Genomic DNA, 18,219 nt, shown 5'->3' with positions numbered 1-18,219 from the left:
TTGTTCTGCCAGAGACTGATGCTCCCCGCTCCGGGTCAGTCGCGCCAGTCCACAACGGCAGAGATCTTGCCGACAATGGTGCGCCAACCCAGACTTGCGGTTTGTGCCCCGATTTTCTTCAACCGGCGGCGACCCAGGAAACCACCGAGCCCGCCGTTGACGGAAGCCCGCAGCGCCTCGTCCAGATCGTCCAGGCTGGAGCCGGCGGAGAGCATGTCGAGCACGGCCGGTAGCCGCAGGGCGTACGCCAGGTCACGGGCGATCTCGCCGGCCTCGATCAGGAGCGCGGGATCCCACGCGTCGTGCCCGCCGCGAAGGTTCTCCACGACCAGGTCGAGTTCGTAGGTGTCCTCGTCCAGCGGGGCGATGTCGGCCGGTTCCAGCCGTTCGGACAGTTCATTCCAACTGTCCAGCTGGGACAGGTCGTTGGGCGCACCGGAACGGATGAAAGTGACCAGTGACTCCGGCGTCTTGAACAGCAGCAGCCGGCCCTTGTGGGTGAGGAAGACCGGCACCTCCTCGTCGCCGGCGGCGTCGTCCTCGTCCGCCTCGTCCTCGTCCGCCTCGGAGTCCGCGTCCGCGTCCGCGTCCGCGTCCGCGTCCGCGTCGGCCTCGGCGTCCAGGTCGGCCTTCCCGGCCGTCCCGGCGCGCTTGCCGTCCTTCTTGTCGTCCTCGTCGTCCTCCTCGGCGGAGAGGGCGGCGAACTCCTCGTCGAGGATCACCACCTCCTCGTCGTCCTCGGTCTCGACGACCTGGCGGCGGGCCAGGAAGGGGTCGTCCAGGTCGCGCTCGGCGACGTCGGTCGGGGTCAGCTCGCGCGCCGACCGGTAGGCCCGCAGCGTGTAGCCGGTGCCGGCGGGCAGTGCGATCTCCACCGGGTCGATGCGCACCTCGTCCCAGAGCGCGCGGTCCGCCGCCGGGCGGTCGACCTCGACCTCGTCTGCTGCGGCCGGCGTCTCGGTGTCGTCGAGCTCGGGCTCGTCGGCGTCGGGCCGTTGGGGCGACTGGCGGGCCACGCTGACCTCCGTGTGCGTTCGGGTGCCCACCCGGCGGCGTCGCGCCGCCGAGTGACTCTGCGCACATACCCTAGTGGGCGACCCGTTCCGGGCGGGAGCCGCACCCCGGTGGCGTCCCGAAGCGCGGACAAGTAGGCTTTCTACCTATGAGGGCGCAGGCGCTGCACGGACACCTGGACGCGCTGCTGCTGGCCGTGCTGGAGCAGGGCTCGCTGCACGGCTACGCGATCATCGAGGCGCTGCGGGCGCGCAGCGGCGGCACGCTGGACCTGCCGACCGGCACCATCTATCCGGCGTTGCGCCGGCTGGAACGGGCCGGCCTGGTGGCCAGCTCGTGGAGCACGGTCAACGGCCGGGAACGCCGCACCTACCAGCTCACCGAGGCCGGCGGCCGGGCGCTCGCCGGGGAACGGGCCGGCTGGCGCGAGTTCAGCGCCACCGTCGGTCGCTTCCTCGGCGCGGACGAGCCGCCCGCGACGCCGGCCTGACCCGCGCCTCACCGGCGGGCCAACCGTGGACCGCGTGTGCTGAGCAGCCACCAGCGGGCCGAGCGGGCCAGCGCGAACCACGCCGCCGACACCACCACCGCCCCGATGATCATCGGGGGCCAGGTCAGCGCGGCGTCCCACAGCCGGACCGACCAGCCGAACAGCGCGCCCCCGGCGACCGCGCCGACCGCCAGCCCGCCGGTCAGCCCGAAGCCGACCACCCGGGCCGCCCGGAGGACGCCGGGCGACGCCCACCGGGCGGCCAGCACGCCGAGCAGCAGCCCGGCCAGCGCCAACCCGGCCACCAGCCCCCAGATGCCGTTGAGCGCGGCGGAGAGCAGCAGGTAGCCGGCCGGCGGGCGCGGGCCGGCGCTCCAGCTCGACCCCCGCCAGGTCAGGTCGCCGGCGGCCATCAGCACCACCGCCACCGCGAGCGTGCGCAGCGCCAACCCGCGCAGCGCACCGGCCGCCAGCTCGGCCTGGAAACCGGGCAGGAGCTGGGCCACGCTGCCGAACTCGGCCACCGCCCGCCGCTCGGCCTCCGCCCGCGGCAGGCCACCCTCCCGGTACGCCTCGGCGGCGTCCTCCAGCGCGTGCCGCGCCTCGGTCAGCAGGTCGGCCTTGAGCCGGGTCGGCCCGTGCAGCCGCCCGGACAGCTCGCGCAGCCGGTCCTCGACCCGTGCCCCCTGATCCACGCGCATGGCACCAGCCTGCCACCGTCGAGCCCCGGCCGCGTCCGGGAGATCCCCGACCCGGCTCAGGGGGAGAGCGCGAGGTACCCGCGCTCGGCCGCCTCCTGGCGCAGCCACTGCTCCCGGTACCAGCCGGGCCGCGCCACCAGCTCGTCGTGCCGGCCGCGCTGTGCCACCCGGCCGTCCTCCAGCACCACGATCTCGTCCAGCCCGGCCAGGCCGCTGAGCCGGTGACTGATCAGCAGCACCGAGTGCCCGGCCGGCGTGGCGGCGAGCGCGGAGGCGAGCACCGCGTCGGCCGCCGTCGGGTCGAGACCCTCGGTCGGCTCGTCCAGCACCAGCACCGGCGGGGCGGCCAGCAGCGCCCGGGCCAGTGCGAGCCGCTGCCGCTGCCCGCCGGAGAGCTGCCCGCCCTGCTCGCCGACCACGGTGTCCCACCCGTCGGGCTGGTCGCGTACCCAGTCCAGGAGCCCGGCCGCCCGGGTGGCCCCGGTCAGCTCCGCCTCGCCCGCGTCCGGCCGGCCGAGCAGCAGGTTCTCCCGCACCGTGGCGTGGAAGACGTACGCCTCGGCGAGCAGGCCGCCGACCAGCCGCGGCAGGTGCTCGGCGGGGAGGTCGGCGACCGGGGCGCCGTCGACGGTGACCCGGCCGGCGGCGGGGCGTACCGCGCCGGTGAGCGTCGCGGCGAGCGTGCTCTTGCCGGCCCCGCTCGGCCCGACCACGGCCACCCGGCGGCCGGCCGGCAGGTCCAGGTCGAACCCGGCCAGCGCGGGCGCGGCGCCGGCCCGGTAGCGGACCGTCACGCCCTCGAACCGCACGTGGTGGCCGCCCGACGCCGGGGGCGCGGTGGCGGCCGGCGGCGTCGCGGCGGGCTCGGTGAGCAGGTCGGCCACCCGGGCCAGCCCGGCCCGGAGCTGGGTGCGCTGCCGGGCGGCGGCGACCAGGGCGAGGGCCACCTCGACGGCGGCCAGCGTGCCCACCGCGAGCACACCCACCAGCACGCCGCCCACCCCGGCGCGCAGCGCCACGACCACCACCGCGGCGGCGGTGAGGCCGCCCACCAGCACGCCGGCCGCGTCCACCGCGAAGCCGGTCGCGGCGAGCCGGCGTTCCAACCGGGCCAGCCGGCCGGCCCGCCCCCGCGCGGCGGCCAGCGCGGCGTCGGTCGCCCCGAAGGCGGCCAGGTCGGCGGCGCCGTGGGTGAGGTCGACCGCGTCCACCGCGAGCGCGCCGCGCAGCGGGGCCACCTCGTCGGCGGCCCGGCGGGTGAGCCGGGTGGCGAGCGCGGGCAGCGCCACCCCGGCCACCAGCAGGCCGAGCGCGAGGACGCCGGCGGCCGGCGGCGAGATCAGCGCCGCGCCGCCGACCGCGAGCACGCTGACCAGCGCCGCCGCGGACCCCGGCACGAGCACGCGCAGGAGCAGGTCCTGGGCCGCCTCCACGTCGGAGACCAGCCGGCTGAGCGCGTCCCCGGTGCGACGGTCGGCGGACTCTCGCCGGGCGGCGAGCGTGGCGTAGACCCGGGCCCGGACGTCGGTGACCATGCGGAGCACGGCGTCGTGCCCGGCGAGCCGCTCGGTGTAGCGGAAGACGCCCCGGCCGACCGCGAGCGCCCGTACCGCGACGATCGCCACGGTCAACCGGTCGAGCGGCGGCCGGCCGGCGGCGCTCATCAGCAGCCAGGTGGCGGTCGCCATCAGCGCCAGCCCGGCGAACTCGGTCGCCGCGGCGAGCAGCCCGGCGCCCAGCAGGCGGCCCAGGTAGGGCCGGGCCAGCCGCAGCACCGCCCGCTCGGCGCCGGGACGGGCCGGCGCCGGCGGCTCCGGCGATCCGGACGGCCGCACCGGAACCCCGGTCGGCCCGCCGGGCTCGCGGCCCACCGGGGTCACGCCGTCGCCCGCCGTCATCGGGTCACCTCTCGGGCGTCGTGGTGGCCCCGGGCCACGCCGAGCGGACTCACCGGGTCACCGCCGGGTCGGTGGCGGTCGGGCGCAGCTCGGTGACCCGGCCGTCGGAGACGCGCAGGATCCGGTCGGCGTCGGCCAGCAGCGCCGGCCGGTGCGCGACCAGCAGCGCGGTCCGGCCGGCGACCAGCCGCCGGGTGGCGGTCAGCACGACCGCCTCGCTGGCGCTGTCCAGCCGGGCCGTCGGCTCGTCGAGCAGCACCAGCGGGGCGTCCCGGAGGAACGCCCGGGCCAGCGCCACCCGCTGCCGCTGCCCGCTGGACAGGCCGTGGCCGCGTTCGCCGAGCACGGTGTCGAGCCCGTCGGGCAGGGCGTCGACCACCTCGTCCAGCGCCGCGTCGGCGACCGCGCCGGCCAGCGCGGCGTCCGGAGTGGCCGGCGCGCCGAGGCGGATGTTGTCGGCCAGCGACCCGGCGAACAGGTGCGCCCGCTGCGGCACCCAGGCCAGCTCGCGACGCCAGGCGTCCAGGTCGACGCCGGCCAGGTCGACGCCGTCCACGGTGACCCGGCCGGCGGTCGGGGCGACGAAGCCGAGGAGCAGGTTGAGCAGCGTGCTCTTGCCGGCGCCGCTGGGGCCGATGACGGCAACCCGCTCGCCGGGGCGGATGGTCAGCGTGACGTCGCGCAGCGCGGTGGTCCGGTCGTACGCGACGGTCACGCCCTCGAAGCGGATCTCGCCCCGGCCGGTCGGCGCCGTGCCCCCGGCGGTGGCCGGGGCGGTCGGCGCGTCGACGGCGGAGAGCGTGAGCGCCTCGTCCAGCGCGGTGAGGCCCTCCATGCTGGCGTGGAACCGGCTGCCGGCGGCCCGCAACGGCAGGTACGCCTCCGGCGTGAGCAGCAGCACCAGCAGCGCGGTGGAGAGCGTGATCCCGCCGCCGAGCAGCCGGATGCCGACCGGCACCGCGACCAGAGCCACGGAGAGCGTGGCGACCAGTTCCAGGACCAGCGCGGACAGGAACGCGATCCGCAGCGTCCGCATGGTGGCCTGGCGGTGGCCGTCGGCCATCCGGCGCACCACGTCCACCTGGGCCCGGGCGCGGCCGAACGCGCGCAGCGTGGGCAGCCCGGCGACCATGTCGAGGAAGTGCCCGCCGAGCAGCGACAGCCGCCGCCACTGGCGCTCGGTGGCGGCCTGCGCCTGCCAGCCGAGCAGCGCCCCGAAGACCGGGATGAGAGGGAGGGTCAGCGCGATGATCAGCGCCGAACTCCAGTCGGCGAACACGATCCGGGCCAGCACCGCCGCCGGCACGGTCACGCTCAGCACGAGCTGCGGCAGGTAGCCGGTGAAGTAGGGGTCGAGCGCGTCCAGGCCGCGACCGGCGAGCGTGGCGAGCTGCCCGGCCCGCCGGCCGGCGACCCAGGTGGGGCCGTGCCGCCCGACCGCGCGCAGCAGGTCCGCCCGCAGCGTCGCCTTGACCGTCGCGGCGGCCCGCGCCGCCACCGTGCCCTGCGCCCAGCTCACCAGCGCCCGGGCGGCGACCGCCGCGAGGAGACCGGCCAGCGCCGCCCGGTGCAGCCGCCCGTCGATCGCGGTGGCCAGCAGCGTGGCCAGCGCGGTGGCCTGGGCGACCACCAGCAGCGCGGTGAGCCCGCCCAGCACCGCGAGCACGGCGAGGTCGCGCCGGGCCGCGGGGACCCGGCGCAGCAGACGCGGGTCGAACGGGCGGCGGTTCACCAGTACACCGGTGCCCTGCCGTCGATCCGTCCCCGGAACACCCACCAGCACATCGCCTGAAAGCCTAGTAGGGCCGGCACGAGCGGCAGCACGAGCCAGCCCAGCAGCGCCAGCGTCGGGCGGCTGGCGGCCGCCTCGGCGACGGTGAGCGACGTCGCCGGGTCGGTGGTGGAGATCAGGATCCGGGGCCAGAGCGCGGCCCCGACCAGCGGCGCGGGCAGCGCCAGCGCCGTCGCGGTGGCGGCGAAGGCCACCCCGGCCCGGCCCCGGCGCAGCGCCGCACGGGCCACCAGCAGCGCCGCCACCAGCGCCACCGGCAGGAGTACGGCGACCGCCGGTCGCGCCACGGCGGCGCGTACCCGGTCGGAGAGCAGGCCCAGGACGGTGGCCGTGCCGATCGCGGTGAGCGCGGCGGGCACCAGGCCGCGGGCCAGCCTGGCGAGCGCCGGCGCGTCGGCGGCCGGCAGCCGGAGCGTGAGGAAGGTCGCACCGTGCAGCGCGACCAGCGCGACCAGGGTCAGCCCGGCGGCGGCCACGAACGGGGTGACCACGTGACCGACGCCGGCCACGTGCCCGTCGGCGGTGAGCGGCACGCCCTGGAGCAGGCCGCCGAGCAGCGCGCCCCAGCCCAGCGCGGCGAGCACGCTGCCGACCACCACGAGCCGGTCCCAGCCGGCCCGGGCCGCCTCGCCGCCGGCCCGGCCGCGCAACTGCACCCCGGCGGTGACCAGCACCACCCCGGCCAGCGCGCCGAGCACCACCGGGTAGAAACCGGAGAGCAGTTCCCCCTCCAGCGTGGGGAAGGCGCCGAACAGGATGCCGACCGCGGCCACCAGCCAGACCTCGTTGCCGAGGAAGAACGGGCCGACGGCGGTGAGCGCGACCCGGCGGGCGAGCGCGTCGCCCGGTCCGGTGCCGGCGCGCCGGGCCAGCAGCAGGCCGACGCCGTAGTCGTAGCCGCCGAGCACCAGGTAGGTGGCGAAGAAGAGGCCGAGCAGGGCGTACCAGGCGAGTTCCATGGTGGGCTCCCTCAGGCGAACACGGGCTGGTGGTGGTCGTCGGGCTCGGGCGCGGGCGGCCGGCCGAGCAGCGGGTCGCGCGCGCCCCGGGCGGCGTGCCGGGCCAGCAGCACCCAGTTGGTGACGGTGAGCGCGCCGAGCAGCAGGCTGAACCCGATCAGCGAGGCGAGCATCAGCCCGGCCGGGACCGGGGAGACGGCCTGCGCGGTGGGCAGCAGCCCGTACGCCACCCAGGGCTGGCGGCCCACCTCCCGGGCGATCCAGCCGAGCAGCACCGCCACGAACGGCAGCGGCAGGCCGAGCAGGACCAGCCAGAGCGGGAACCGCAGCCGGATGATCCAGTCGCGCCAGAGCAGCGGCAGCAGGAGCCAGACGCAGCCCAGCGCGAAGCCGATCAGGATCATGAAGCCGAGACCGACGCTGGACAGCACCGGCGGATCCCAGTCGCCGGGGCCGAACCGGGCGGTCCAGTCGGCCACCACCGCGTCCCGGTCCGGGCCGCCGCCGAACTTGGTGGGCTGGAGCTGCCCGACCGGGCCGAACTGGGCGAAGCCGAAGCCCTGCAACGCGCTGACCGCGAGCGCCGCGGTGACCAGCCCGAGCCGCAGCGAGGTGCGGAACAGCGCGAAGTCGGGGGTGCCGCGTAGCAGGTGCCAGGCGCTGACCGCGGCCATCAGCAGGCCGCCGGTGACCAGGCTCGCGGAGACCACGTGCCCGAACGCGAAGCCGAACGTGGGGTTGGTGAGCAGCGCACCGAAGTCGGTGAGGTGGGCGACGCCGTCGCGCACCTCGTAGCCGACCGGGTGCTGGAGCCAGGCGTTCGCCACCATGATCCAGAACGCCGAGGCGTACGCGGTGATCGCGACGCCCCAGAGCAGCGCCAGGTGCAGGCCGCGCCGCAGCCGGTGCCAGCCGAAGATCCACATGCCGAGGAACGTGGACTCCAGGAAGAACGCCACGAGCGTCTCGATGGCCAGTGGCGCCCCGAACACGTTGCCCACGTAGCGCGAGAGGCCGCTCCAGTTCAGCCCGAACTGGAACTCCATCACGATCCCGGTGGCGATGCCGAGCACGTAGTTGATCACGTAGAGCTGGCCCCAGAAGCGGGTCAGCCGCTCGTACACCGGCTTGCCGGTGAGGTAGCCGGCGGTCTGGAGCCCGACCAGCAGGGTGACCAGGCCGAGCGTGACCACCACGAAGAGGAAGTGCAGCGAGGTGGTGGTGGCGAACTGGAGGCGGGCGAGGAGCAGGGGATCCACGGCGGTTCTCCCACGGGTTGGTTCGCTTGTCATAGCGAGCCTACACGTAGCTTGCCTACCTATCTGGATGCGCGAACCCGGAGAAGCCCCGTAGGGGTCGTCAGCTCAGGAACAACGAGATCGGCAGCGCGACGAGCGTGCCGGCCACCGCCAGCGCGGTCGCCCCCAGCACCCGGGGCGGGCGGTCCGCGACCAGCAGGCGCTGCACGCGTACGTCGAGATCCCGGTCGCCGATGCCGAGCGTGCCGGCCGGCGTCACCCGGTGCCCGGCGGCGGCGAACCGGCGCAGCGCGCCGGCCAGCGGCTCGTCCGCGTGCAGCTCCCGGGCCTTGTCGTCGGCGCGCATCTCGACCAGCAGCGCCACCCGCGCGTGCGCGTCGCGCACCCAGCGGAACCACGGCAGCGCCCGGCACAGCGCGGTGAACGGCAGCAGCACCAGATCGTGCCGCTCCTGGGCGTGCGCCCGCTCGTGGGTCAGCACCGCCGCCAGCTCCGCCGGGTCGAGCAGGTCGACCGTGCCGGCGCTCACCACCACCCGGGGCCGCACCCCGGGCAGGCAGTACGCCGCCGCGCTCGGATGGTCGAGCACCAGCGCGCCGGGCACCGTCGGGTCGCGCCGGGCGACCAGGCTGAGCAACTCCCGGTGCTGGCGCTGGGCGCGGACCGCGCCGTGCACCGCGCGCACGGTCGTGGTGAGCAGCACCGCGCCGATGCCGAAGCCCACCCCGACCAGGCCCAGGTGCGCCGCGCCCACCCCGGGCGGCAGCGTGCCGTGGGCCAGGTCGTCGGCGAGCGCCAGCAACGCGCCCCCGGTCGGCCGGTCGTAGGCGGCGAGACCCACCGCCATCGGCAGGCCCATCGCGGAGAGACCGAGCGCCAACCCGACCGCCTGCCAGCAGACGATCGCCACCCGGGGCGCGCGCCACGTCCACCGCGCGGCGGCGAGGACCTGCGCGGTCAGCCAGCAGGCCAGGATGGTCGCGGCGAAGTGCACGGCGTACGCCACGGTGGCCGCCCTACCGGTCCGTCGCCTCGTCGAGCGCCGACCCGGCGGACCGCCGCGGGTCCTCGACCCGGTCGGTCAGCCCGGCGTTCGGGGCTGTTCCGGCGGCCTCGGCGCCGAGCGCCGCGCGCAGCACCTCCGCCTCGGTGCCGGTCACCGAGCGGGCGAAGCGCACCAGCGCGGCGTCCCGGCTGCCGCCGAGGTCGAGCGCGTCGAGCATGAGCTGGGCGATGTGCGCCTCGCGGGTGGCGGCGGGCCGGTAACGCCAGGCCCGCCCCTCCCGCTCGCGCTGCACCATGCCCTTGCCGGCGAGCCGGTCGAGCACCGTCATGACCGTGGTGTAGGCCAGCTCACGCCCGTCCAGGGCGTCGGCGACCTCGCGCACGGTCACACCGTCGGACGTGGCGGGCACCGAGTCCCACAGCACGTCCATCACCGCACGCTCAAGGTCCCCCAGCCGAGTCACCCGTCAATCCTACCCCGCGTAGTAGACCGGTCTCAGACGCCCTTGGGGTGCCAGACCGTCTTGGTCTCCAGCAGCGTGGTCATCCGGGTCAGGCCCGGATCGACGTGCCAGTCGTGATCGGCCGGGGCCGGCCGGAGCACCCGCTTGAGGTTCTCCGCGGCCTTGACCTCCAGCTCCACCGCCAGCTCGGCGTCGGTCACGCCGGTCAGGTCGACGGCGTTGACGTCCATGTGCGCGGCCAGCGTCGGCGCGGTCTCGGTGATCTTCCCGGTGAGGATGTTGACCACCCCGCCCGGCAGGTCGGAAGTGGCCAGCACCTCGGCCAGCGTCACCGCCGCCAGCGGCGCCGCCGGGGAGGCGGCCACCACCACGGTGTTGCCGCTGACGATCGCCGGGGCGATCACGCTGACCAGCCCGAGCAGCGCCGGCGTCTCGGGCGCCACCACGGCCACCACGCCGGTCGGCTCCGGCGCCGACAGGTTGAAGTACGGGCCGGCCACCGGGTTCGCGCCGCCGTAGACCTGCGGCAGCTTGTCGGCCCAGCCGGCGTACCAGACCCAGCGGTCGATCGCCGCGTCCACCTCGTCGGCCGGCACGCCGAGCGCCACGAACTGCTCGCGCCGGCCCTCCAGCATCTCGGCCACCCGGTAGAGGATCTGGCCGCGGTTGTAGGCGGTCGCCCCGGCCCAGCCCTTCACCGCGGCCCGGGCCGCGACGACCGCGTCCCGCGCGTCCTTGCGGGAGGCCAGCGACACGTTGGAGTCCTGCACGAGATACGACCGTCCCGACTCGCTGCGCGGGAACTTCCCGCCGATGAAGAGCTTGTACGTCTTGCGTACCGCGACCCGCTCAGACATTGAGGTACCCCTCCAGCCCGTGCCGGCCGCCCTCGCGACCGTAGCCCGACTCCTTGTAGCCGCCGAACGGCGACGTCGGGTCGAACTTGTTGAACGTGTTGGCCCAGACCACGCCGGCGCGCAGCCGGTCGGCCATCCACAGGATCCGGGAACCCTTGTCGGTCCAGATCCCGGCCGACAGCCCGTACGGCGTGTTGTTGGCCTTCTCGACCGCCTCCGCCGGGGTGCGGAAGGTCAGCACGGACAGCACCGGGCCGAAGATCTCCTCGCGGGCGATCCGGTGCGCCTGGGTGACCCCGGTGAAGATGGTCGGCGCGAACCAGAAGCCGCGGTCGGGCAGCTCGCACGGCGGCGACCAGCGCTGCGCGCCCTCGGCGGCGCCGACCTCGGACAGCTCGCGGATGCGGGCGAGCTGCTCGGCCGAGTTGATCGCGCCGACGTCGGTGTTCTTGTCCAGCGGGTCACCGACCCGCAGGCGGGCCATCCGGCGCTTGAGCGACTCCAGCACCTCGTCGGCGACCGACTCCTGCACCAGCAGGCGGGAGCCGGCGCAGCAGACGTGCCCCTGGTTGAAGAAGATGCCGTTGACGATCCCCTCGACCGCCTGGTCGACCGGGGCGTCGTCGAAGACGATGTTGGCGGCCTTGCCGCCCAGCTCCAGGGTCAGCTTCTTGCGGGTGCCGGCCACGGCGCGCGCGATGGCCCGGCCGACCTCGGTGGAGCCGGTGAACGCGACCTTGTCCACGCCCGGGTGCTCGACCAGCGCCCGGCCGGTGTCACCGGCACCGGTGACGATGTTGACCACGCCGGCCGGCAGGTCGGCCTGCTGGCAGATCTCGGCGAAGAGCAGCGCGGTCAGCGGGGTGGTCTCGGCCGGCTTCAGCACCACCGTGTTGCCGGCGGCGAGCGCCGGGGCGATCTTCCAGGCCAGCATGAGCAGCGGGAAGTTCCACGGGATGACCTGCGCGGCCACACCGAGCGGCCGGGGATCGGGGCCGAAGCCGCTGTGCTCCAGCTTGTCGGCCCAGCCGGCGTAGTAGAAGAAGTGCGCGGCGACCAGCGGCAGGTCGACGTCGCGGGACTCGCGGATCGGCTTGCCGTTGTCCAGCGACTCCAGCACCGCCAGCTCGCGCGAGCGCTCCTGGATGATCCGGGCGATCCGGAACAGGTACTTCGCCCGGTCCCGGCCCGACATCGGACCCCACACCTTCTCGTACGCCTTGCGCGCGGCGCGGACCGCGCGGTCCACGTCCTCGCGGCCGGCCTCGGCGATCTCCGCCAGGACCTCCTCGGAGGCCGGGTTGACCGACTTGAAGCTGCCGCCGTCGGACGGGTCGACGAACTTTCCGTCGACGAAGAGCCCGTACGAGGGCCGGATGTCGACCACCGAGCGCGACTCGGGGGCGGGTGCGTATTCGAACATCGCGTTCAGTCCAGGGTGAAGTAGTCGGGGCCGGCGTAGACGCCGGTCGTCAGCTTGGTGCGCTGCATGAGCAGGTCGTTGAGCAGGCTCGACGCGCCGAACCGGAACCAGTCCGGGTCGAGCCAGTCGGCGCCGACCGTCTCGTTGACCATGACCAGGTACTTGATCGCGTCCTTGGTGTTCTTGATGCCGCCGGCCGGCTTCACGCCGACCTGACGCCCGGTGGCGGCGCGGAAGTCGCGGACCGCCTCCAGCATCACCAGGGTCACCGGGAGCGTGGCCGCGACCGGGACCTTGCCGGTGGAGGTCTTGATGAAGTCGCCGCCGGCCATCATGGCGAGCCAGGAGGCGCGCCGCACGTTGTCGTAGGTGGCCAGCTCCCCGGTCTCCAGGATCACCTTGAGGTGGGCGTCCCCGCAGGCTTCCTTGGTGGCCACGATCTCGTCGTGGACCTCCTGGTAGCGACCGGCCAGGAACGCGCCCCGGTTGATCACCATGTCGATCTCGTCCGCGCCGGCCTCGACGGCCGCCCGGACGTCGGCGAGCTTGATCTCCAACGGGGCCTGCCCGGACGGGAACGAGGTCGCCACGCTGGCCAGGTGCACGCCGCTGCCGCGCAGCACCTCGGCCACGTACGGGACCATCGCCGGGTAGACGCAGACCGCGCCGACGTGCGGGCAGGACGGGTCCGCCGGGTCGGGCCGCAGCGCCTTGGCCGCCAGCGCCCGCACCTTGCCCGGGGTGTCGGCCCCCTCCAGGGTGGTCAGGTCGACCATCCGGATGGCCAGGTCGATCGCCTCGGCCTTGGCCGTGGTCTTGATGGAGCGGGTGCCGAGTTGGGCCGCCCGCTGCTCCGCGCCGACCTGGTCCACGCCCGGCAGGCCGTGCAGGAAGGTCCGCAGAGCGGTCTCGGATCGTCCCAGCTCGGAGAGGTCCGACCGGGCCGACGTCGCTGTCGCCGTCATGCCCCGAATAGTACGCACCCGCGAGTCGAGTGATCTTGGTCACGCCGAACCGGTTGTGAGCGTCATACGTGAGCGGCGTCGCTGGTCCGCCCGCACCCGGCGTGCGCCGGCCCGGTGACCGGTAGGTTGAGCGATCGTGGACGTAACCGTCATTGACCATCCGCTCGCCCAGACGCGGCTGACCGCCATGCGGGACGCCCGGACCGACTCCGCGTCGTTCCGGGCCGCGCTGCGCGAACTCACCACCATGCTGGTGTACGAGGCCGCGCGCTCCTTCCCCGTCGAGAACTACTCGATCCAGACCCCGGTCACCGCCACCGAGGGCACCCGGCTGGCCAACCCGCCGCTGCTGGTGCCGGTGCTGCGGGCCGGGCTCGGCATGGCCGACGCCGCGCTCGCGCTGGTGCCCGAGTCGTCGATGGGCTTCGTGGGCCTGGCCCGCGACGAGGAGACGTACGAGCCCCGGGCGTACATGGAGTCGCTGCCCCGGGACCTGAGCGGCCGGCCGGTGCTGGTGCTCGACCCGATGCTGGCCACCGGCGGCTCGCTGGAGCACTGCTGCCGGCTGCTCGCCGACCGGGGGTGCACCGACATCACCGTGCTCTGCGTGCTGGCCGCACCGGTCGGCATCGAGCGGCTGGAGCGCTCCGGCCTGCCGCTGCGCCTGGTCACCGCGTCGATCGACGAGGGCCTCAACGACCGGATGTTCATCGTCCCGGGCCTCGGCGACGCCGGCGACCGCCAGTTCGGCGGCATGCCGCGCTTCTAGGCGCACGGAAAAGGGCCCGATCCGCTCGGACGGGCCCTTTTCGCATGATCCGGGCGGCGGGAGGGGAGACCTCGGCGTGTCGGTGCGCGGGCTGCGCGGAGGCGCTAGCGTTCCGGGCCATGACTGGTGTTGCGCTCGCCGAGGAGTTGCTCCTCCTCGCGTATGACGACGAAACCGGCAAGGCCGCCATGCCGCGGATCAGCCTGGACCTGGGCATGGCCGCCGCGGTGCTGGTCGAGCTGGCCCTGGCCGGCCGGGTCGCGTACGCGGACGGGAACCTGGCGGTGGTCGACCCGGCGCCGACCGGCGAGCCGATCGCCGACGCGGTCCTCGCCAAGATCGCCGCGGACACCCCGCACACGCCGTCGTCGTGGGTGCAGCGGCTGCGGCACGGGCTGCGCGACAGGATCCTCGGCGACCTCTGCGGCCGGGGCGTGGTCCGCGACGTGGACGAGACCGAGCTGGGCTTCATCCACGTGCACCGGTACCCGGTCGCGGACGCCTCGGTCGAGGCGGACATCCGGCGGCGGCTGGCCGAGGCGCTGACCAGCGGCCAGCTCCCGGACGAGCGGACCGCCGCGCTCGCCACGCTGGTCGCGGTGCTGCGGATGGAACCGGCGCTCGGGCTGACCGGCGCCGCCGCCGACGAGGCGGGAGCGCGCCTGGAGGAGATCGCGGCCGGCGCCGGCTTCTCCGGCACGGTGAGCCTGGACGACAGCGTGGTGCGCCCTTCGGTGAGCCTGGTCATCGCCGCCCTCGCCCAGGCCGTCGACGCCGCCCTCGGCAAGCGCCAGGTGCAAGGCGGGGGCCCCGCTTAACGTTTTCGGTAGAGGAAGGGGCCCCGCTTAACATCCACGTGTTAAGCGGGGCCCCTTCCTTACACCTCAGAGGCCGAGGGCGGCGGCGATCTCGTTGCGCAGCTCGGTGACGGCGGCCCTCGCCCGGTGGCGCGCCGAGGGGACATCGCCACCGGTCACCGGCTCCACCACCTCGAGGTACGCCTTCAGCTTCGGCTCGGTGCCGGAGGGCCGGATCACCACCCGGGCGGCGTCGGTGCGCAGGATCACCACGTCCGCGTCGGGGAGCAGGTCGGACGCCTCGGTGACCGGGTGCCCGAGCAGCGTGGTCGGGGTGGCCGCCCGGATCCGCGCCATCGAGTCCGTGATCACCCGCAGGTCCTCCACCCGCACCGAGAGCTGGTCGGTGTGGTGCACGCCGAACTCGGCGGCCAACTCGTCCAGCCGGTCGGTGAGCGTACGACCCTCGGCCTTGAGCCCGGCGGCCAGCTCGGCGACGGTCAGCGCGGCGGTGATGCCGTCCTTGTCCCGGACGTGTCCCGGGGCCACGCAGTAGCCCAGCGCCTCCTCGTAGCCGAAGACCAGCGGCTGCCGGCCGCCGCCGGCCCGGACGATCCACTTGAAGCCGGTCAGCGTCTCGTCGTAGGGCAGCCCGCGCGCGCCGGTCATGGCCCGCAGCAGTGTCGACGAGACGATGGTGGTCGCGTACAGGCCGGTCACCCCGCGCCGCATCAGGTGGTCGGCGAGCAGCGCGCCCACCTCGTCACCGCGCAGCATCCGCCAGGACCCGGCGTCGCGGACGGCCACCGCGCAGCGGTCCGCGTCCGGGTCGTTGGCGACGGCGAGGTCCGCGTCGATGCGGTCGGCGAGCGCCACCAGCAGGTCCACCGCGCCCGGCTCCTCCGGGTTGGGGAAGCTGACGGTCGGGAACGCCGGATCCGGTTCGGCCTGCTCGGGCACCACGCCCGGCACGCCGAATCCGGCCCGGGCGAACGCGGCGGTCAGCACCGCCGCCCCCACCCCGTGCAGCGGCGTGTACGCCACCTTCAGGTCCCGCGGCCCGGCCGGGTCCACCACGGCGGCGGCCCGGTCCACGTACGCGGCGACGAGGTCGTCGCCGAGCACCTGGCCGGGCGGGCCGAGCGGCACCTCGGCGAGCGCCCCGACCGCCCGGATGGCGGCCTCGATGCCGGCGTCGGCCGGCGGCACGATCTGCGCCCCGGCGCCCAGCTCACCGCCGAGCTGCGCGCCCAGGTAGACCTTGTAGCCGTTGTCCTGCGGCGGGTTGTGGCTGGCGGTGACCATCACCCCGGCGACCGCGCCGAGCTGTCGCACCGCGAACGCCAGGACCGGCGTGGGCAGCGGGCGGGGCAGCAGCAGCGCCGGCCGGCCGGTGCCGGTGGCGACCTGGGCGGTGCGCTCGGCGAAGGCACGCGAGCCGTGTCGGGCGTCGTACCCGATCACCAGCGGACCCTCGCCGCCCTGGGCGGCGAGCCAGCCGACCAGCCCGGCGGCGGCCTGGGTGACCACGGCCAGGTTCATCCCGTTCGGGCCGGCGCGCAGCGGGCCGCGTAGCCCGGCGGTGCCGAAGGTCAGCGGGCCGGCGAACCGGTCGGCCAGCTCGGCGGCCGTGCCGGGCAGCCCGTCGAGGACGGCACGCAGCGCATCCCGGTCCGCCGGGTCGGGGTCGTCGGCGAGCCAGCGCTCGGCTCGCACGCGAAGGTCGTCAAGGTCAGTGGTATCCGCCGCCATTGCCTCTTGATAGCACGGCGGCGGATCACCACCGGTCGTCGGCCTCGTTTCAGTTGGCCGCCGTGAGCTGGAACGAACCGGCCATCGCGTCGAAGATCGGCTTGCTCTCGGCGAACCGCGCGTCGGTGGAGGAAAGGTAGAACGAGTAGACCTTGCCGTCCTTGACCAGCCCTCGCCAGATGCCGTGCCGCATGGTCTCGCCCTCGCCGCAGGTGTATTCGAGCTGGCCCGCGGGCTGGCCGGCGAGCGGCTGCTCGGAGACCGACAACTCGTTGTAGGGCGCCGGGCAGGTCTTGCTGTTGGCGGTCTTGCTCTTCAGGTTCCGCGAGGCGAACTCGGCCCAGGTGATGGAGGTGCCGCCCCACTTCTCGGCGATGACCCGCACCTTGCGGCCCTCGTCCTCCGGGTCGACGTAGTCGACGTAGAGGCCGCCGGTCTGTTGCTGCCAGCCCTTCGGCACCTGGATGGTCACACCCTTGACGGTGCGCTCCTGCATCTCCACCGGCGGCGCGGCGGCCGAGTTGGACGGCAGGGTGCCCACGATCGGCGGGGGCGCGTCGTCGCCGCCGCCGGTCAGCGCGATCACGCCTACCAGCAGCACCACGGCCAGGCCACCGGCGGCGGCGAGCTGCACCTTGCGGGGCCACGCCTTGACCTTGCCGAGCAGGCCCGAAGCCTGGCCGCCGTCGCCCGGCGCGGTGGCCGGAGTGGTCCACGGCTGGCCGGTGCCGGGCACCGACCACTGCGCGCCGCCGCCGTACACCGGCTGGGTGGCGTCGACGCCACCGCCGTAGGTGGCCGGCGGGCCGGTGGGGACGCGCTGGGTGGCGTCGCCGCCGGCACCCTGGCCGAAGCGGACCGTGGCGTCCGGCGAGATGCGCTGGGTGGCGTCGGTCGCGTCCGGCCCGGACATCGCGCCGGTGGGCGTGTGCAGCGGCCCGGCCAGTGCGTCGGCGCTGGTCTCGTCCAGCGCGGCGGCGCCGGCGGCCGGTGCCGCGCCGGGGCGCTCACCGCGACGCAGCGAGGCGAGCCGGTCGGTCAGCGACTCGCCGGGGCCGATCATCGCCCGGCCGCCGATCTGCCCGGCCGGCTTGGGCTCCGCCGCGACGACCGGCGGCGGGGCCGGGCGGGACACCGGCACCACCGCGTACGGGTCGGTGACCGAGTTGACCGCGGTGGCGGTGCTGGTCAGCGGGCCGGCGAGCAGCTCGCGCAGCATGGCGCGGGCCCGGTGCACGTCGAGCCGGCGGGCCGGGTCCTTCTCCAGCAGGCCCATCAGCACGCCGGTGAGCGGGCCGCTGCGCTGCGGGGTGGCGGGCGGGTCCTCGACCACGGCGTGCATGGTCTCGATCGGGTCGCCCTTGTCGAACGGGGGCCGGCCCTCGACCGCGGTGTAGAGCGTCACACCGAGCGAGAACAGGTCGCTGGGCGGGCCGAACTCCTGGCCCATGGCCCGCTCGGGGGAGATGAAGTGCGGCGAGCCGAGCACCATGCCGGGCGTGGTGAGCTGCACGTCGGTGGGCATCCGGGCGACGCCGAAGTCGGTCAGCACGCAGCGGCCGTCGGAGCAGATCAGCACGTTGGCCGGCTTGACGTCGCGGTGCAGCACGCTGAGGGCGTGGGCCACCTCCAGCGCGCCGAGCAGGGCGATGCCGATCTTGGCGACCGCGCGGGGCGCGACCGGCCCGTCCTCGATCACCATGTCGGCCAGGCTGCGGGCGTCCAGCAGCTCCATCACGATCCACGGGCGGCCACCCTCGGTGACCACGTCGTAGACCTGCACCACGGCCGGGTGCTGGATCGCGGCGGCCGCGCGGGCCTCGCGCAGCGTGCGTTCGTAGAGCGCGTCGCGGTCGCTGGGGGCGAGCCCCGGCGGGAGGACGACCTCCTTGACCGCGACGTCGCGGCGCAGCAACGTGTCTGTGGCCCGCCAGACCGTGCCCATGCCGCCGTTGCCCACCGGGGAGCGCAACGAGTAGCGACCACCGATGGTGGTGCCGGGCGCCGCGCGTCCAGTGGGGGGACTGGCCGGTCCACCGCTCCACGTCGGAATCTGAGTCACAGAAAAGCCACC

Annotated in this window: 16 protein-coding genes; 3 read left to right on the top strand and 13 right to left on the bottom strand. The window is 75.0% G+C overall.

Translation table 11 applies throughout. From position 1 onward, the window contains the following. Positions 1-35: 35 nt before the first annotated feature. Positions 36-1,046, bottom strand: coding sequence for a DNA primase (locus H1D33_RS20420; RefSeq protein WP_181571619.1), 1,011 nt, complete (start codon positions 1,044-1,046; stop codon positions 36-38). A 116-nt stretch (positions 1,047-1,162) separates the two neighbouring features. On the opposite strand from H1D33_RS20420, the gene H1D33_RS20415 reads away from it, so the two are divergent. Further along, a complete protein-coding gene (locus H1D33_RS20415) occupies positions 1,163-1,504 on the top strand; it encodes a PadR family transcriptional regulator (RefSeq protein ID WP_181571620.1) in 342 nt (113 codons plus the stop codon). An 8-nt stretch (positions 1,505-1,512) separates the two neighbouring features. Here the strand turns inward: H1D33_RS20415 and H1D33_RS20410 are convergent, their stop codons facing one another. The 10 genes from H1D33_RS20410 to deoC all read right to left on the bottom strand — a co-directional run bounded on the left by H1D33_RS20410 (position 1,513) and on the right by deoC (position 12,827). Beyond that, a complete protein-coding gene (locus H1D33_RS20410) occupies positions 1,513-2,205 on the bottom strand; it encodes a permease prefix domain 1-containing protein (RefSeq protein WP_181571621.1) in 693 nt (230 codons plus the stop codon). 56 nt (positions 2,206-2,261) lie between these two features. Continuing rightward, the gene (gene cydC, locus H1D33_RS20405) at positions 2,262-4,103 is read right to left on the bottom strand and encodes a thiol reductant ABC exporter subunit CydC (RefSeq protein ID WP_181571622.1); all 1,842 of its coding nucleotides are present in this window, start codon (positions 4,101-4,103) and stop codon (positions 2,262-2,264) included. Positions 4,104-4,152: 49 nt separating this feature from the next. After that, entirely contained in the window at positions 4,153-5,835 is a 1,683-nt protein-coding gene (cydD, locus tag H1D33_RS20400; protein ID WP_181571623.1) for a thiol reductant ABC exporter subunit CydD, read from the bottom strand. Beyond that, on the bottom strand, positions 5,832-6,854 hold the full coding sequence (locus H1D33_RS20395; RefSeq protein ID WP_181571624.1) for a cytochrome d ubiquinol oxidase subunit II: 1,023 nt from the start codon (positions 6,852-6,854) through the stop codon (positions 5,832-5,834). The genes cydD and H1D33_RS20395 overlap by 4 nt, the downstream gene beginning before the upstream one ends. Before the next feature lie 11 nt (positions 6,855-6,865). After that, positions 6,866-8,113, bottom strand: coding sequence for a cytochrome ubiquinol oxidase subunit I (locus H1D33_RS20390; RefSeq protein WP_181571625.1), 1,248 nt, complete (start codon positions 8,111-8,113; stop codon positions 6,866-6,868). A 100-nt stretch (positions 8,114-8,213) separates the two neighbouring features. Further along, complete coding sequence (locus H1D33_RS20385; RefSeq protein ID WP_181571626.1) at positions 8,214-9,119, bottom strand: M56 family metallopeptidase; 906 nt, start codon at positions 9,117-9,119, stop codon at positions 8,214-8,216. 10 nt (positions 9,120-9,129) lie between these two features. Next, positions 9,130-9,582 carry a BlaI/MecI/CopY family transcriptional regulator gene (locus H1D33_RS20380; RefSeq protein WP_181571627.1) on the bottom strand — a complete coding sequence of 151 codons (453 nt, stop codon included), beginning with the start codon at positions 9,580-9,582 and terminating at the stop codon, positions 9,130-9,132. 32 nt (positions 9,583-9,614) lie between these two features. Continuing rightward, complete coding sequence (locus H1D33_RS20375) at positions 9,615-10,439, bottom strand: aldehyde dehydrogenase family protein (protein WP_181571628.1); 825 nt, start codon at positions 10,437-10,439, stop codon at positions 9,615-9,617. Beyond that, positions 10,432-11,862, bottom strand: coding sequence for an aldehyde dehydrogenase family protein (locus H1D33_RS20370; protein WP_181571629.1), 1,431 nt, complete (start codon positions 11,860-11,862; stop codon positions 10,432-10,434). The genes H1D33_RS20375 and H1D33_RS20370 overlap by 8 nt, the downstream gene beginning before the upstream one ends. A gap of 5 nt (positions 11,863-11,867) precedes the next feature. After that, positions 11,868-12,827: a deoxyribose-phosphate aldolase gene (gene deoC / locus H1D33_RS20365; RefSeq protein ID WP_181571630.1), complete on the bottom strand. Its 960-nt coding sequence runs from the start codon at positions 12,825-12,827 to the stop codon at positions 11,868-11,870. A 136-nt stretch (positions 12,828-12,963) separates the two neighbouring features. On the opposite strand from deoC, the gene upp reads away from it, so the two are divergent. Both upp and H1D33_RS20355 read left to right on the top strand, forming a co-directional pair. Then, positions 12,964-13,596 (top strand): uracil phosphoribosyltransferase, encoded by a 633-nt coding sequence (upp, locus tag H1D33_RS20360; RefSeq protein ID WP_181571631.1) that lies wholly within the window; start codon positions 12,964-12,966, stop codon positions 13,594-13,596. A 119-nt stretch (positions 13,597-13,715) separates the two neighbouring features. After that, positions 13,716-14,414 (top strand): GOLPH3/VPS74 family protein, encoded by a 699-nt coding sequence (locus H1D33_RS20355; protein WP_181571632.1) that lies wholly within the window; start codon positions 13,716-13,718, stop codon positions 14,412-14,414. 66 nt (positions 14,415-14,480) lie between these two features. Here H1D33_RS20355 and H1D33_RS20350 read toward each other — a convergent pair whose 3' ends face one another. Both H1D33_RS20350 and H1D33_RS20345 read right to left on the bottom strand, forming a co-directional pair. Next, a complete protein-coding gene (locus tag H1D33_RS20350) occupies positions 14,481-16,145 on the bottom strand; it encodes a phospho-sugar mutase (protein ID WP_181571633.1) in 1,665 nt (554 codons plus the stop codon). 49 nt (positions 16,146-16,194) lie between these two features. Further along, on the bottom strand, positions 16,195-18,207 hold the full coding sequence (locus H1D33_RS20345; protein ID WP_181571634.1) for a serine/threonine-protein kinase: 2,013 nt from the start codon (positions 18,205-18,207) through the stop codon (positions 16,195-16,197). Positions 18,208-18,219: the final 12 nt, after the last annotated feature.

It is taken from the genome of Micromonospora ferruginea (assembly GCF_013694245.2).
Classification (GTDB): Bacteria; Actinomycetota; Actinomycetes; order Mycobacteriales; family Micromonosporaceae; genus Micromonospora; species Micromonospora robiginosa.
The sequence above is the reverse complement of the archived record's forward strand: the minus strand, read 5'-3'. Positions and strand labels throughout refer to the sequence as shown.